11 protein-coding genes are annotated in these 14,989 nt (G+C 66.6%); 3 read left to right on the top strand and 8 right to left on the bottom strand.

Features of this window, described 5'->3' with window-relative positions; all coding sequences use genetic code 11:
• Positions 1-22: 22 nt before the first annotated feature.
• The 5 genes from ACFFF7_RS15885 to ACFFF7_RS15865 all read right to left on the bottom strand — a co-directional run bounded on the left by ACFFF7_RS15885 (position 23) and on the right by ACFFF7_RS15865 (position 8,537).
• Positions 23-3,478, bottom strand: coding sequence for an error-prone DNA polymerase (locus ACFFF7_RS15885; RefSeq protein WP_379482309.1), 3,456 nt, complete (start codon positions 3,476-3,478; stop codon positions 23-25).
• Between the two features lie 3 nt (positions 3,479-3,481).
• The gene (locus ACFFF7_RS15880) at positions 3,482-4,933 is read right to left on the bottom strand and encodes a UdgX family uracil-DNA binding protein (RefSeq protein WP_379482308.1); all 1,452 of its coding nucleotides are present in this window, start codon (positions 4,931-4,933) and stop codon (positions 3,482-3,484) included.
• Positions 4,930-6,177 carry a putative DNA modification/repair radical SAM protein gene (locus ACFFF7_RS15875; RefSeq protein WP_379482307.1) on the bottom strand — a complete coding sequence of 416 codons (1,248 nt, stop codon included), beginning with the start codon at positions 6,175-6,177 and terminating at the stop codon, positions 4,930-4,932. Before ACFFF7_RS15875 ends, ACFFF7_RS15880 begins: the two co-directional genes overlap by 4 nt.
• A gap of 98 nt (positions 6,178-6,275) precedes the next feature.
• A complete protein-coding gene (locus tag ACFFF7_RS15870; protein ID WP_379482306.1) occupies positions 6,276-7,799 on the bottom strand; it encodes a DUF6504 family protein in 1,524 nt (507 codons plus the stop codon).
• Positions 7,800-7,805: 6 nt separating this feature from the next.
• Complete coding sequence (locus ACFFF7_RS15865; RefSeq protein WP_379482305.1) at positions 7,806-8,537, bottom strand: hypothetical protein; 732 nt, start codon at positions 8,535-8,537, stop codon at positions 7,806-7,808.
• Positions 8,538-8,677: 140 nt separating this feature from the next.
• On the opposite strand from ACFFF7_RS15865, the gene ACFFF7_RS15860 reads away from it, so the two are divergent.
• Entirely contained in the window at positions 8,678-9,154 is a 477-nt protein-coding gene (locus tag ACFFF7_RS15860; protein ID WP_379482304.1) for a pyridoxamine 5'-phosphate oxidase family protein, read from the top strand.
• Positions 9,155-9,241: 87 nt separating this feature from the next.
• Here ACFFF7_RS15860 and ACFFF7_RS15855 read toward each other — a convergent pair whose 3' ends face one another.
• Positions 9,242-10,780, bottom strand: a complete 1,539-nt coding sequence (locus tag ACFFF7_RS15855) for an amino acid permease (RefSeq protein ID WP_379482303.1) — start codon at positions 10,778-10,780, stop codon at positions 9,242-9,244.
• A gap of 153 nt (positions 10,781-10,933) precedes the next feature.
• On the opposite strand from ACFFF7_RS15855, the gene panB reads away from it, so the two are divergent.
• Both panB and ACFFF7_RS15845 read left to right on the top strand, forming a co-directional pair.
• On the top strand, positions 10,934-11,803 hold the full coding sequence (panB, locus tag ACFFF7_RS15850; RefSeq protein ID WP_379482302.1) for a 3-methyl-2-oxobutanoate hydroxymethyltransferase: 870 nt from the start codon (positions 10,934-10,936) through the stop codon (positions 11,801-11,803).
• Between the two features lie 50 nt (positions 11,804-11,853).
• Positions 11,854-12,921, top strand: a complete 1,068-nt coding sequence (locus ACFFF7_RS15845) for a DUF475 domain-containing protein (RefSeq protein WP_379482376.1) — start codon at positions 11,854-11,856, stop codon at positions 12,919-12,921.
• On the opposite strand, the gene ACFFF7_RS15840 is transcribed toward ACFFF7_RS15845, so the two are convergent.
• Together ACFFF7_RS15840 and ACFFF7_RS15835 are read right to left on the bottom strand one after the other, a co-directional pair.
• Positions 12,908-13,861, bottom strand: coding sequence for a bile acid:sodium symporter family protein (locus tag ACFFF7_RS15840; protein WP_379482301.1), 954 nt, complete (start codon positions 13,859-13,861; stop codon positions 12,908-12,910). The genes ACFFF7_RS15845 and ACFFF7_RS15840 overlap by 14 nt on opposite strands.
• 41 nt (positions 13,862-13,902) lie before the next feature.
• Positions 13,903-14,961 (bottom strand): CaiB/BaiF CoA transferase family protein, encoded by a 1,059-nt coding sequence (locus ACFFF7_RS15835; protein ID WP_379482300.1) that lies wholly within the window; start codon positions 14,959-14,961, stop codon positions 13,903-13,905.
• Between the last annotated feature and the right edge of the window lie 28 nt (positions 14,962-14,989).

Genomic DNA, 14,989 nt, shown 5'->3' with positions numbered 1-14,989 from the left:
GCAGGGGCTGGCACCAGCGCAATCAATGAAAGTCGCGCGACTTGGGAATGATCCGCGCATCGCGCGGGTGCCCGCCGCGCCAGCCGCAATCGCGATTGCCCGGGCCTGGGGGCTCGAAATCGGGAGCTTGGGCGCGTGAGGGCAGCGGCGCTTTGACATGATCGGCGCGCGCCACCGGGGCGTTCAGCAGATCGTCGGACAGCGCGTGCAGCGCCGCCGTGGCGTCAGTCAGGTTCTGGGCGATGACATGGATCACCTCGTCATCATATTCCACCCGCCCGCGCACCTCGATCAGCCGTGCGCCCATGATCACCTTGCGCTGCTTTTCCATCAGGTCGGGCCAGATCACCAGGTTGACCACCCCGGTCTCGTCCTCCAGCGTGATGAAGCACACCCCCTTGGCGCTACCGGGACGCTGACGGATAAGGACCACCCCGGCGACCTGGACCTGGCTGCGATATTTGCGTTCCCTCAGCTCGCTCGCCCGGACAAAGCCGCGTTCACCCAGGCCAGCGCGCAGGAAGGCCATCGGATGCGCCTTCAGGCTGAGCCGCTGGGTCTGATAGTCGGCGACCACCTCCTCGCTTAGCGGCATCTGCGGCAGGCGGGTCAGGGTGCGTTCGGCGCCCTCGTCGCGCGCGGCGGCGGCAGCGAACAGCGGCAGGTCGGGCGCGGCGATCAGGCTGCGCGCATCCCACAGCGCCTGGCGGCGGCTGAGGCCCAGCGAGCCAAGGCAATCGGCGCTGGCCAGCCGCTCGATCAGCGCCGGAGTCAGCCCGGCGCGTTCCTTGAGCTCGCGGACATCGCGGAACGACCCGCCCTCCGCCCGCGCCGCAACGATCCGCGCGGCGGCAACTTCGGGGAAGCCGTCGACCTGGCGCAGACCCAGGCGCAGGGCGACGCCCGCCCCCTGTTGTTCCAGCGTGTTGTCCCAGCCACTGTGGTTGACATCGACCGGCCGCACCATGACGCCATGTTCGCGGGCATCGCGCACGATCTGGGCCGGGGCGTAGAAACCCATCGGCTGCGAATTGAGCAAGGCGGCGGCGAAAGCAGCCGGGAAATGGCACTTCAGCCACGATGAGACATAGACCAGCAGGGCGAAGCTGGCGGCGTGGCTTTCGGGAAAGCCGTATTCGCCAAAGCCCTTGATCTGGTTGAAGCAGCGCACCGCGAAATCGGGGTCATAGCCGCGCGCGATCATTCGCCCGACCATCATCTCTTCGAGTTCGTGGACCATCCCGCGGCTGCGGAAGGTCGCCATCGCCTTCCTCAGCCGATTGGCCTCAAGCGCCGAGAACTGCGCCGCGTCGAGCGCGATCTTCATCGCCTGTTCCTGGAAAATCGGCACCCCCAGCGTGCGCCCGAGGATCGAGGTCAGCTCGTCCGGCGGGCCGTGTTCGGACCCGGGCGCGGGGATCTCGACCGGCTCGGCCCCGCGCCGGCGCTTGAGGTAAGGGTGGACCATGTCGCCCTGGATCGGCCCCGGCCGGACGATCGCCACCTCGATCACCAGATCGTAGAACTGGCGCGGGCGCAGCCGCGGTAGCATGTTCATCTGCGCGCGGCTTTCGACCTGGAACACGCCGAGCGAATCGCCCTTGCACAGCATGTCGTAGACCGCCGGGTCCTCCTTCGGCACCGTCGCCAGGGTCAAGTTCTGGCCGTGGTGCGCGCCGAGCAGGTCGAGGCATTTGCGGATGCAGGTGAGCATGCCCAGCGCCAGGACATCGACCTTGAGGATGCCTAGCGCATCGATATCGTCCTTGTCCCATTCGATGAAGGTGCGTTCGGGCATCGCCCCGTTGCCGATCGGCACGGTTTCGGTCAGCAGGCCCTGGGTCAGGATGAACCCACCGACGTGCTGGGACAGATGCCTAGGCATACCAATCATTTGCTCGGTTAGTGCAAGAACCCGTCTGAGGTGCGGATCGCTGAGGTCCATGCCCGCCTCGCTTTCGACATGGGCCTCCTTGATCGAGCGGCCGTGCCCGCCCCACACAGTCTTGGCGAGCGCGGTGGTGACGTCTTCGCTGAGGCCCATGGCCTTGCCGACCTCGCGGATCGCCATGCGCGGGCGGTAATGGATCACCGTGGCGCAGAGCCCGGCGCGGTGACGGCCATAGCGCTGGTAGATGTACTGGATCACCTCCTCGCGCCGCTCGTGTTCGAAATCGACGTCGATATCGGGCGGCTCCTTGCGCTCCTCGGAGATGAACCGGTCGAACAGCAGGGCATGGCGCGCGGGATCGACTGCGGTGATCTCCAGGCAATAGCATACCGCCGAATTGGCCGCCGATCCGCGCCCCTGACACAGAATCGGCGGATCCTGATTACGCGCAAAATCAACGATATCCTTGATGGTCAGAAAGTAGCGTGCGAGGTCGAGCTTGCCGATCAGCGCCAGCTCGCGGCGCAGCGTATCGGCGACACTGTCCGGCACGCCCGAGAGATAGCGCCGCGCCGCGCCTTCCCAGGTCAGGTTATCGAGATGCTGCTGCGGATCGAGACCGTCGGGGCAGGTTTCTTCGGGGTATTCGTAGCGCAGTTCCTCCAGGCTGAACGTGCACATATCGGCCAGATCGCGCGCCGCCTGCAGTGCGTGGGGCCAACGCGCGAACAGCCGGGCCATTTCCTCCGGCCCCTTGAGATGACGCTCCGAATTCGCCTCGAGCAGATGACCGGCGGCGGCCACCGTGGTCTTGTGGCGGATCGCGGTCATCACGTCGTGCAGCGGGCGGCGCTGCGGGGCGTGGTAGTGCGGCAGATTGGTGGCAAGCATGACCAGCCCATTGGCGCGGGCCAGATCGTCGAGCCGGGCGATGCGGGCAAGGTCGTCGCCGGTGTAGAGATAGCTCGCGGCAAGGTGGCGCAGCGTGGGAAGCTGCGCGGTCAGGTGGGGCAGAAGTCCGGGGAGCGCGGCGCGAAACGCAGCCGTCCCTTGCTGCTCCGCTTCACCCCGCAAGGCGACGACGTTGCTTTCGATCTCGATCGCCAGTTCCGCATCGGGATTGTCTGGCGGCACCAGCACCAGGTGGACGCCTTCGCTGTGCGCCGCGAGCATGGCCAGAGTGATATCGCAGGCGCCCTTGTCCTGCCATTCGCCCTCGGGCGTCGCCATGCGCCCGGCCGAGATCAGCCGGCACAGCCGGCCATAGGCCTGGCGGTCCTGCGGATAGGCGAGGAAGGCCAGCCCCTCGGTGGTCTCGATCCGGCAGCCGATGACCGGGCGCAGCCCCAGCGCCCGCGCTTCGCTGTGCAGCCGCACCACCCCGGCCATGGTGTTGGCATCGGCAATGCCCAGCGCGTCATAGCCCAGCGCCCGCGCCGTGGTGGCGAGATCGACCGCGTCCGATGCGCCGCGCAGGAACGAAAAGCAGCTGACCAGCCCCAGCTCGACGAAAGGGGCCGGTGCATCGGGCGGCGGCAGGGTCTGCTCCACCCGGCGGCGTTCAGGGGTGAGCGCAGCTTCGGGCATGGTTCACCCTGTCAGCTCCGCCAGCCGCGCCGCAACGCTGCGCAGATCGGCGGCAAAACGCGCCTCTTCCGCCGCGCGGGCATCGTCGTCGAGCCGCAGCAGGTAGGACGGATGCGTGGTGATCCACAGCTCTGCCCCGCCCTCCAGCGGCATGGCTGCGCCGCGCACCTTCTGCACGCTGACGGTCTTGCCCAGCACCGACCGTGCCGCGCTGGCCCCCAGTGCCAGCACCAGTTTCGGGCGCACCAGCAGGCGTTCGCTTTCGACCCACCAGCGGCAGGTGTCGATTTCGCGGGCCGCAGGGCTCTGGTGCAGCCGCCGCTTGGACGGCGCGCGCATGACGAATTTGAAGTGCTTGACCGCGTTGGTCAGCCAGACCTGCGCGGGATCGATCCCGGCCTGGTCGAGGTGACTGCGCAGCACCTGCCCGGCGGGGCCAATAAAAGGCCGCCCGGCCTGCTCCTCGCTGTCGCCCGGCTGTTCGCCGACGATCATGAGCGCGGCATCGCTGCGCCCCTCGCCCGCCACCGCGCGCGTGCCGTTGCAGCCGATCGGGCAGCGGGTGCAGGCCGAAATGCCCGCAGCGATCGCCTCCAGACTGGCAGGCCGCGCTTCGGTGAACAGCGCTGCCCCGCTCTCGACCATCTGCGCCTCGCGCGCCTGGGCGCCGGCGATCAGATCGGGGATCAGCGCCGCCTCGGGCATGTTCTTCCAATAGCGCTTGGGCATTTCCTTGAGCATTGCGCCGATCTTCAGCCGCGCCGGATTGAAGATCGATGCGTAATAGGTCTTCCACAGGTCCTCGGCCGCATCCTCGGCGGGGGCATCGCCGCGCGCCGCGGGCGGACCTTCGCGCAGCACCGCGCCATCCCAGTCGAGTGAACCCTGCGGGGTCAGGATCGTCCAGTTCATCTGGGTAAAGCGGCTGACGAAGAACGCCGCATTGGCGCGCAGGATGTGGTGCTCGGGCTCGAACCACGCGACATAGCGTTCGCCCGCATCGCTCTGGATCACGCGGAAGCGGACGAAGGCGCGCATCTTGTGGATGTCGCGGCGCACGGTGCGCGCCAGCAGGGCCAAGCGGCGCACATCATCGTCGGCACCGTCCTCCGTCAGCCCGGACCGGGACTGAAGCCGCCACAGCAAACGGTAAAGCAAGGCATAGCGCTGCGGATCAGAATGGAGCGCCGCCTTGCCCGCCAGATCGAGGAAGGCGCGCGGCACCCGCGGCGGCAGGGCATCGCGGGGCGGCGTGGGCAGGCGGCGCGCCGTGCCGGGCCCGGCAAACAGGTCGTCCCCGCCCTCGCCCGGGACCTGCCAGACCACCCGGTCGGGCGGCACTTCAGCCATCACGAGGCGGCGTGCCTGTTCGCGCCAACCGGTGAAATCGTCGGGGGCGCTCAAAGCCACCGCACAGGCATCACCGCTGCGGGCGTCGCGGAACAGCTGGGTCATGCCGCGAACAGCTCGAGCTGCTCGGTCCGCTTCGGCGCGACCAGGGCTTTCAAATCGGCACGGTCGGTCAGCAGCACCGGACGCCAGTCGGCAGCCACGATGAACGGGCGCACTTTCGCCACCGAGACGGTCAGCTTGGCGACGTCACCCAGCCGCAATGTGCGCTGCCGCCGCGCCGCCAGGATCGCCCCGACCGCGCGGATGCCAAGGCCAGGCACGCGCAGCAGCGCCTCACGCGGGGCGCGGTTGACGTCGACCGGAAACTGCTCGCGAAACTTGAGCGCCCAGGCCAGCTTGGGATCGATATCGAGCGGCAGCATCCCCGCCTCGTCGGCGGCTTGCCGCACCTCGTGCGGGGCGAAGCCATAGAACCGCATCAGCCAGTCCGACTGGTACAGTCGGTGCTCGCGGATCAGCGGCGGGCGCTGCAGCGGCAGCACCGCGCTGGCATCGGGGATCGGGCTGAAGGCCGAATAGTAGACCCGGCGCAGGCCGAAACTGCCATACAGCGCGCTGGCCTTGTCGACGATCGCGGCATCGCTGGCCCCATCAGCGCCGACGATCATCTGGGTCGATTGCCCGGCCGGGGCAAAGCGCGGGGCCGACCTGAAGCGCTTCTTCGCATCCCTGGCCTCGACGATCGACGCCTTGACGTCACCCATCGCCCCTTCGATCACCCCGGCGTCCTTGTCCGGCGCCAGCCGGGTCAGCCCGGCCACGGTCGGCAGCTCGACATTGATCGAGACGCGGTCGGCATAGAGCCCGGCGCGGTGGACCAGTTCGGGCTCGGCCTCGGGGATAGTCTTGAGGTGGATGTAGCCGCGAAAATCATGCTCCTCGCGCAGGATTCGTGCGGTTTCGATCAGCTGCTCCATCGTGTGGCTGGAATTCTTGACGATGCCCGAGGAGAGGAACAGCCCCTCGATATAATTGCGCTTGTAGAACGACAGCGTCAGGTCGGCGACTTCCTGCGGGGTGAACCGGGCGCGGCGCACGTTCGAGCTCTTGCGGTTGATGCAATAGTGGCAATCGAACACGCAGTGGTTGGTCAACAGGATCTTGAGCAGCGAGATGCAGCGCCCGTCCGGGGCATAGGCGTGACAGATCCCCATCCCCTCGGTCGAACCCACGCCCTTGCCGCCCTTGCTGGTGCGCTTGGCCGTGCCCGACGAGGCGCATGAGGCATCGTATTTGGCGGCATCGGCGAGGATTCCCAGGCGTTCGATCAGACTTGGTTGCGACATTTGTTCCTTATATGTTCCCAAACTGGGCTTGACGAGGGCTTTCTGCCTTCCCGTCCGCGGAAGGGTTTGCGGTCGCGCCATACGGGGCGCTCCGCAGCTCAGCCGTAGAGCCCTTGCAGGTACCACTCCGGATTGCCGCCGCGGCCGTCGCCCGACAGGCCGTGGCGGTAGATCCAGTAGCGCCGCCCGTCCCCGTCCTCGACCCGATAGTAATCGCGCAACCGCACGGTTCCGCGTTCGCGCCACCATTCGGGGGCGATGCGTTCGGGCCCTTCGGCGCGGGCGATCTCGTGCACTTCGCCGCGCCAGCGAAAGCGCCGCGGCAGGCCATCGGGGGTGGCATAGAGCACCGCGATCGGCTCGGCCCGGTCGAGTAGCTTGAGCGGGCGGGCGTGGAAGGCCAGGCATTCCTGCTCGGCCCCGCCCGCCTCCAGCGGCGCACTCCAGCGCTGGGCGCGTTCGGGAATGTGGCTGGCGCGCAGCAGCGGACGCCGTATTGCCTCTGCCCCCAAGCGGACGCTGAGCCGGTCGATGCAGGCCGCCAGGCTGGTACCGCGCGTTTCTGCTGCAGCTTCAAAATCCTTTTGCGCCAGAGCCATCGGTTCGGTCCAGGGTGCGCGCAGGCGGGCCAGTTCGATCCCGAAGCCGGCATCGACATCGTCAAGCTTGCGCCCGAACAATCCTGCCATATGGGCACCGTCACGGCTGGCGGCAGCCAGTTCGAGGTGCCGCACGACCACTTCACCATCGACCTTCCACAGCCCCAGTTCGAACCGCCGCGCGCCTTCTGCCCGTCCTTCAAGCAGCCGCGCCATGTCGGCGCAAAGATCGCCCAGCACCTGATCGAGCAAGGGGCGATGGCGGATCGGCTCCATCAGCCGGCGCTGGACCAGCGGCACCGCGACACTGACCACCGGCAGCAATGGCTCGGGCACCCGCCCCAGCAGCTGGTCGAGCCGGATCAGCGGGTTGGCCGCCGGGGCATGGGCACTGCGAAAGCGCCGCGCCAGGGCATCGCGCGCCACCCCCGAAAGGTCGCCGATACGCTTCAGCCCCAGCCGCCGCAGCACGGTCAACACGGCGGGATCAAGCCGCAGTGCCGCAACCGGCAGATCGTGCAGACTGTCGCCGGGTTCCATGATCGCGCAATCCGCTCCGTGATGCGCCAGTGCCCAGGCCGCCCCGGCGGTGGGGGCGATCGCCAGCCGCGCCGACAGCCCGCGCGCTGCCAGGCGGGCGCGGGCATCGGCAAGCAGCGCCGCTTCTCCCCCGAACAGGTGCGCCGCCCCGGTGACGTCGATCAGCAGCCCATCGGGCGGATCAAGCGCCGACCACGGCCCCCAGCGCTGCGCCCACAGCGCGAGGTTCTCCAGAAAGGTCAGATCACCCGCAGGATCGGCCGGCGCGACCGCCAGCGATGGACACAGCGCCCGGGCATCGGCCAGCATCATGCCGGGCCGCGCGCCGGCGTCCAGCCCGGTCCGGGTCGCGGCGGTGATGCGCGGGCCGTGCGCCGTATCGGCAATCAGTACCAGCGGAGCGGTGTCTGCAGGGGAATTGGTCAAGGCCCAGCGTTCGATCGCCAGACGGGCGAGCCAGATCGCCAGAATGCGCCGTGCCATGGCGGATCAGAAAAGGTGGCGCGTGGCCGTAGCCGGGCCATCGTGCAGTGTCAGCCGCCCTGCGGCATCGTCGAGCAGCCATTGTCCTGGCGGATGAGCGCGTGCCCGGAACAGTTCAGCCTGCCACGCCGCATTGCCGGGGGCCTGCGCATTCCAGCGTGGCGACTGACTGGGTGCAGCCCGCGCTTCCCACCGTTGCCGCGCCGAGGACAGGTCACGCCGGGCATCGAGCCGGACCAGCCACAGCGGCACCCCGTGGCGCTCTGCCGTCAGGCTGAGCCGGCGCGAGGCGGTGAAATCGAGCGCGCGGGGATTGCCGGTTACTTCGCCGATGACGAAGGCCAGGTCGCGGCAGCGCAGCCCCTCCTCCAGTGCGAACAGCGCATCTTCGGGGCTTTTGGCGGCGACGTGGATCAGCCGGTGGCGCAGTCCTGCCGGCAGTCCAGGGCGATAGGGCCGCCCGCCAAGCCGCAGTGCCTGGGCGTCCTGGACCCACAGCCAGGCCCGCTGATCGGGCGTGTCGGCGCAGGGATCGGTCGCCTGTGCAGCGATCCGGTCAAGCATCAGGGCCAGGGCCAGGCCGCCGCCCCCGCCCTCGCGCGAGGAGGCGAAAATCTCGCCATGCAGGGCACCGTCCGCCCCGCCCGGCTGCCAGCGACGGATAGCCGCAGGCATGGCTCCGGCAGGCGGCAAGGCGGGACGGCGCGCAAAGGCGGCAAGGGGCGTGGGCGTAACCATGGGCGAATCTATGTTCGCTTTATGTTCTCATACAAAGCGATTCGCAAGACCGCCTTCCCCAACCCTACCTTCCCCAAAGGGCACGGGAACCCTGCCCCGCGCTCCGTCGTTACATCCTTACCCCCATGCAGGAGACGATCATGAATTACGACCAGGGCAACCCCGAGGAACTGAAAGACAAGTTCTGGAAGGCGATGGGCGCTTCGTCCTATGTCATGCTGCAGCTTGACGCCGATCCCGACAGCGCCGCGCCGATGACCGCGCAGCTCGACAAGGATGCCAACAGCGCAATCTGGTTCTTCACCAGCCACGACAACCGCTTTGCCAAAATGGGCCCGGCCACCGCCAATTACGCCAGCAAGGGCCACGACCTGTTCGCCCGCTTTGCCGGCACGCTGACCGAAGAAACCAGCCCGGAGCGCAAGGACGCGCTGTGGAACAACTTCGTCGCGGCCTGGTTCCCCGAAGGCAAGGCCAGCGCCCTGCTACTGCGCATGGACCTGGGCGACGCGTCGATCTGGTCGGGCGAAATGGGCGTGATCAACGTCGCCAAGATGGCCCTGGGCATGAACGTGCGTGACGACATCAAGGGCGGATATGCCGAGGTCAGCCTCTGACAGTCCGATCCTGACAAGCAAAAAAGAAGGGCCGCTTCCGGATGGAAGCGGCCCTTCAGGGGTGAACTTTGAAGAACGACCCTCCGGTCAGTCCTCATCACGCAGCGACGGGACCGGCGGCACAGGCTGCTGCGGCGCATCGGCATCGGCCTCGTGCACCTCGACCAGACCGCGGCCCACGTGGCTGCGGCTGCGGCTGTAGGTGAAATAGACGATCAATCCGATCACCGCCCAGACCACGAACAGCATCTGGCTCTTCACGTCGAGCTTGTAGAACAGATAGAGGCAGCCGAGCAGCGACAGCGGCGCGGTCAGCATGATCGCCGGGGTCCGGAACGGACGGTGCCGGCTGGGGTCGGTGCGGCGGATGACGAGCACGGCGATCGACACCGCGGCAAAGGCGAACAGTGTCCCCGAGTTGGAGATGTTGGCCAGCAGCCCGACCGGGAAGAAGGCCGAGAACAGCGCCACGGCCACCCCGGTGATGATCGTGATCGTAGCCGGCGTGTTGTAGCGCGGATGGATCTTCGAGAACACTTCGGGCAGCAGACCGTCGCGGCTCATCACGAAGAAGATGCGGGTCTGGCCGAACATCATCATCAGAATGACCGAAGGCAGGGCCAGACCGGCGGCAAGGCCGATCAGGTTGCCAATCTGCGGCCAGCCGATTTCGCGCAGGGTCCAGGCCAGGGCTTCCTTCGAACAGACGACCGCCTGGTCGCCCATGGCGGCGCATTGCGCGGCCAGCTCGCGGCTGCCCGGCTCAAGCCCGACGCCCGGACCGCTGAGGACCGGCTGCGCGCCCACCGAACCGATGACGCCGGCGGCGACCAGCAGGTAGAAGATGGTGCAGATCCCCAGACTGCCGATCAGCCCGATCGGCATGTTGCGCTGCGGATTCTTGGTTTCCTCCGCCGCGGTGGAGACCGCGTCGAAACCAACATAGGCGAAGAAGATCGACGCCGCGGCAGCGCCGATGCCGCTGAAGCCCAGCGGCGAGAACGGCTCAAAATTCTCCATCTTCATCACCGGCAGGGCCAGGATGACGAAGACCGTCAGCGCCAGCACCTTGATCGTGACCAGCGCGGCGTTGACGGTGGCGCTTTCCTTGGTGCCGATGACCAGCAACCAGGTCACCAGGCCGGCAATCAGCATGGCCGGCAGGTTGATCATCCCGCCATCGTAAGGCCCGCGGACCAGCAGATCCGGGATATCGATGTGCAAGGCGTTCTCGATCAGCCCGACGACATAGCCGGACCAGCCGACGCTGACCGCGCCGGCGGCGACCGCATATTCGAGGATCAGCGCCCAGCCGACCATCCAGGCGATCAGTTCGCCCATCACCGCATAGCTGTAAGTATAGGCAGAGCCCGAAACCGGCACCATCGCGGCCATTTCGGCATAGCACAGTGCTGCTACGGCACAGACGAAACCGGCGATGATGAAGCTGACCATCATCCCCGGGCCAGCCTTTTGCGCGGCTTCTGCAGTAAGAACGAAGATCCCGGTGCCAATGACGGCGCCGATGCCCAGCATCGTCAGCTGAAAGGCGCCCAAGGACCGGTGAAGTGATTTCTTTTCGGCGGTTGCCAAAATGGCATCCAGCGATTTTACGCGGCCGAACATGCAATTCCCCTAATCTGGCGGACGCATCGTCGGATTACCGCGCGCGACCGCTTGTCTTTTCCTGGTCGCGGAAGCTAGCGGCACGGCCCGGTATGGCAAGCGCTAAACGCCAAGCCTTCCCCAGCTTATCGGCCTCGGCTATGGCCCCTCCCCATGTCCACGACCTATCAGCTCGACACCGCGACCAGCCGCGCGCATCCCACGCCCTCTCCGCTGCGGCGGCTGTCGATCCCGACGATCCGCCAGCGCAAGCAGGACGGCGTCACGGCCGACCCGGTCGTGATGCTGACGGCCTATACCGCGCGGCAGGCGCAATTGCTCGACGCACACTGCGATCTGCTGCTGTGCGGCGATTCACTTGGCCAGGTGATCTATGGTCTGCCCAGCAGCCTGCAGGTGACGCTGGACATGATGATCGCGCACGGTGCGGCGGTGGTGCGCGGATCCTATCACGCGGTGGTCGTGGTCGACTTGCCGTTCGGCACCTATGAACGGTCACCCGAACAAGCCCTGACCAGTGCCGCGCGGGTCCTTGCCGAAACCGGCTGCACCGCGGTCAAGCTGGAAGGCGGGGCGGTGATGGCCGAGACGGTGGCGTTCCTGACGCAGCGCGGCGTTCCGGTGATGGGCCACGTCGGCTTGACCCCGCAGGCGGTCAATACCCTGGGTGGCTACAATGCCCGCGGCCGCAGCGAGGCCGAGGCGAAGAAAATCGTGTCAGACGCCGTCGCGCTGGACCAGGCCGGCGCCTTCGCGATTGTCATCGAAGGCGTGGTCGAACCGATCGCGATCGAAGCGACCAAGGCAGTATCCTGCGTGACGATCGGCATCGGCGCATCCAACCAGTGCGATGGCCAGGTGCTGGTGACCGAGGATATGCTGGGCATGTTCGAACGCGTCCCCAGGTTCGTGAAGCGCTACGAAGATATCGCCGAAACGATTTCGGGTGCCGCGCAGCGCTATGCAACCGAAGTGCGGACCCGCGCGTTTCCCGGCGTCGAACAAACCTATCAACCGAAATAGGCAGCTTTCGTGCGGGCTGCGTCACTACAGATAAACAGGGCAATGCAATGTTGATGCGATTTTACAAGGGCTCGATCCTGTTCACGATCGCCTGCCTCGTGCTGGGCGCGTGGTACGGCTGGTCGCAAAGCGGGAACCTGGCGGCAACTGCCTCGATGCTGTGGATCATCGTCGTCCTGGCGATCCTCGAAGTGTCGCTGTCGTTCGACAACGCTGTCGTCAACGCCGCGGTGCTGAAGGATATGGACGACATCTGGCAAAAGCGCTTTCTGACCTGGGGCATGGTGATTGCCGTGTTCGGCATGCGCATCGTCTTCCCGCTGGCGATCGTCGCCGTTGCTGCCGGGCTTGGCCCGGTCGACGCTCTCAAGCTGTCGCTGAACAATCCGGCCGAGTACGAGAAGATCGTCAGCAGCGCCCATGTCGGCATTGCCGGCTTTGGCGGCGCTTTCCTGGCCATGGTCGGCCTGTCGTTCTTCTTCGACGGGGAAAAGGAAATCCACTGGCTCAAGTGGATCGAGCAGAAGCTGGCGCTGGTTTCCAGCATCAAGGCCGCGGAAATCGCGCTGCTGCTGGTGGTGCTCTACCTGATTTCGCGCATGCTTCCCCCTGACGAGGCGCTGACCTTCATGGTTTCGGGAACGCTCGGCCTGGTCAGCTTCATCGCGGTGGAAGCGATCAGCACGATCCTGGAAATGCGCGACGAGGCCATGGCGGTCAACGGGCAGATCGTTCGCTCCGGTCTGGGCGGGTTTCTCTACCTTAACGTGCTCGATGCCTCGTTCAGCTTCGACGGCGTGATCGGCGCATTTGCCTTGTCCAACAACATGGTGATCATTGCGCTTGGTTTGTCGATCGGCGCGATGTTCGTGCGTTCGATGACCATCCACCTGGTCAAGCAGGGCACCTTGGCCGAATATCGCTATCTTGAACACGGCGCCTTCTGGGCGATCATCGTGCTGGGCGCGATCATGCTGCTGTCGGCGCGGTTCCACATTCCCGAGTCTGTGACCGGACTGATCGGTGCGGTGCTGATCGGGTTGTCGCTGTGGTGGTCGGTGCGGCACAATCGCCGCAATCCCGACGCCGAACTGGACGCCGCGATCAGGGCCGATTGAGCCGGGCAGCAAGCGGCGCGGCGATCACCAGCTGCGCCAAGTGGTAAAGCAGGATCGGCAATAGCACGATTCCAGCCGCAGCCGGAGCGAACAGCACCGTTGCCAACGGCGCGCCCATCGCAATGCTCTTTTGCGCGCCGGCAAACAGCATGGTGCGGCGGTTGGCCGGGTCGAGGCGCAGCGCGCCGCCCAGCAGCCAGGCTCCCAAGTGCCCGATCACCAGCAGCAGCGCCGTGCCGCCAGCCAGCCACAGCCAGCCGCCCGCGTCGACCCGCATCCAGAAGCGCTGCGCAACCGCGCCCGAGAACGCCACATAGACCGCGATCGCAATCGAACTGCGGTCCATCCAGGTGATCAGCGGTCGGTGCCCCTTGACCCAGCCGCCCAGCTGACCCTGCAAGGCCTGGCCCAGCACGAAGGGCAACAGCAGGATCGCGATCACCTTGATCAATCCATCGGCATGGAAGCCCCCGCCGTGCCCGCCCGCCAGCAGTGAAAACAACGGCGCGGTGATAAACACGCCGAGGATGTTGAGCAGCGCCGCCGCGACCACCGAACTGGCGACATTGCCCCCGGCCAGCGACGAATAGGCCGTTGCCGACTGCACGGTCGACGGCAGACACCCCAGGTAGAGGAATCCCAGCGCGATCAGCGGCGGCATCCACCCCTCCCCGGCCTGCCAGACCAGCCAGCCGGCCAGCGCCATGGCACCGAACACCCAGGCGACCAGTGGCCACAGCAGCCGGTGATTGCCCATTCCTGCCCACACCTCATGCCGCGGCAACCGCAGGCCGTTGAGGAAGAACAGCAGGAACACCGCGGCATTGGCGACGAACTGCGCCGCCGCCTGCGCCGCGCCGTGCACCGGCAGGACGAAGGCCAGGGCAATCGCCACCAGCAGCAGCCGGACCATCGGATCAATGCGGGAAAATGCGCCCATATGCCGCGCTATCCCCTGCTTCTCCCCTCAGGGCAACCGGATCAACGCCCCGCCAGCTTCGGCACCGCGGCAGGCGTTGCGGAAAATCGCGGGGCCGGTGCAGGTTGAACCATGCCGCCATCCTCGACAAAAGTGCCGCGCGCCACGTTGTGCGGGTGCTGCGGCGCTTCTCGGAGGCTCAGCACCGGAGCAAAGCAGATATCCGTGCCGTCCATGATCGCGCACCATTCGTCACGGGTCTTGGTCAGGATCAGCGCGGTCATCCGGTCCTTGAGATTGTCCCACTTGGCCGGGTTCATCTGCTGGGCAAAGTCGGGATCGTCGGCCAGCCCGGTCTTTTCCATCAGCAGCGCATAGAACTGCGGCTCGATCGAGCCGAGCGAGATCCACTTGCCGTCGCTGGTTTCGTAGGTGTCGTAGAAGTGCGAACCCGAATCGAGCAGGTTGACCCCACGCTCGTCTCTCCACTGGCCGTTGCCGAGGAACGTATAGGTCATCGCCGACAGAATCGCCGCCCCATCGACCATCGCGCAATCGACCACCTGGCCCGGCCCGCCGCCGCGGGCGTGGAGGATCGCCGCGACCACCCCGAAGGCCAGCAGCATCCCGCCGCCGCCGAAATCGCCGACGGCATTGACCGGAAAGGTCGGCTTCTGGCCCTTGCGGCCATAGGAATGGAGCGCACCCGAAAGCGCGATGTAGTTGATGTCGTGCCCGGCCAGCGGCGCCATCGGCCCGTCCTGGCCCCACCCGGTCATCCGCCCGATCACCAGCTTGGGGTTGATCGCCAGCAGCACGTCGGGGCCGATCCCCATCCGCTCGATCACGCCGGGACGATAGCCTTCGATCAGGGCATCGGCGTCCTTCACCAGCTCCTTGAGCTGCGCGATTGCCCCGGGATCCTTGAGGTCGAGTTCGATCCGTTCGCGGTTGCGGTTGAGGATGTCGCGGTTGCCGCCATCGCCGAAACGGCCGCTGGTGCCGGGACGTTCGACCCGGATTACCCGTGCGCCGTGGTCGGCCAGCATCATGCCAGTGAACGGCCCCGGGCCGATCCCGGCCAATTCGATCACCGTCACTCCGGAAAGTACGCCTGCCATTCTCATCCCCCGCAATTTAACCGCGCGA

Origin of the sequence: Novosphingobium aquiterrae, from assembly GCF_042434435.1 — a bacterium.
GTDB classification, from domain to species: domain Bacteria; phylum Pseudomonadota; class Alphaproteobacteria; order Sphingomonadales; family Sphingomonadaceae; genus Novosphingobium; species Novosphingobium aquiterrae.
Note: the sequence above shows the minus strand (reverse complement) of the source record. Positions and strands in the feature narration are given on the sequence as shown.

What these genes read in the sequence shown, in the direction of transcription:
- ACFFF7_RS15840 (WP_379482301.1), bottom strand. Translation starts at nt 13,861, where the DNA reads ATGGGCGCATTTTCCCGCATTGATCCGATGGTCCGGCTGCTGCTGGTG.
- ACFFF7_RS15835 (WP_379482300.1), bottom strand. Translation starts at nt 14,961, where the DNA reads ATGGCAGGCGTACTTTCCGGAGTGACGGTGATCGAATTGGCCGGGATC.
- ACFFF7_RS15860 (WP_379482304.1), top strand. Translation starts at nt 8,678, where the DNA reads ATGAATTACGACCAGGGCAACCCCGAGGAACTGAAAGACAAGTTCTGG.
- ACFFF7_RS15880 (WP_379482308.1), bottom strand. Translation starts at nt 4,933, where the DNA reads ATGACCCAGCTGTTCCGCGACGCCCGCAGCGGTGATGCCTGTGCGGTG.
- ACFFF7_RS15855 (WP_379482303.1), bottom strand. Translation starts at nt 10,780, where the DNA reads ATGTTCGGCCGCGTAAAATCGCTGGATGCCATTTTGGCAACCGCCGAA.
- ACFFF7_RS15865 (WP_379482305.1), bottom strand. Translation starts at nt 8,537, where the DNA reads ATGGTTACGCCCACGCCCCTTGCCGCCTTTGCGCGCCGTCCCGCCTTG.
- ACFFF7_RS15870 (WP_379482306.1), bottom strand. Translation starts at nt 7,799, where the DNA reads ATGGCACGGCGCATTCTGGCGATCTGGCTCGCCCGTCTGGCGATCGAA.
- ACFFF7_RS15875 (WP_379482307.1), bottom strand. Translation starts at nt 6,177, where the DNA reads ATGTCGCAACCAAGTCTGATCGAACGCCTGGGAATCCTCGCCGATGCC.
- panB (WP_379482302.1), top strand. Translation starts at nt 10,934, where the DNA reads ATGTCCACGACCTATCAGCTCGACACCGCGACCAGCCGCGCGCATCCC.
- ACFFF7_RS15885 (WP_379482309.1), bottom strand. Translation starts at nt 3,478, where the DNA reads ATGCCCGAAGCTGCGCTCACCCCTGAACGCCGCCGGGTGGAGCAGACC.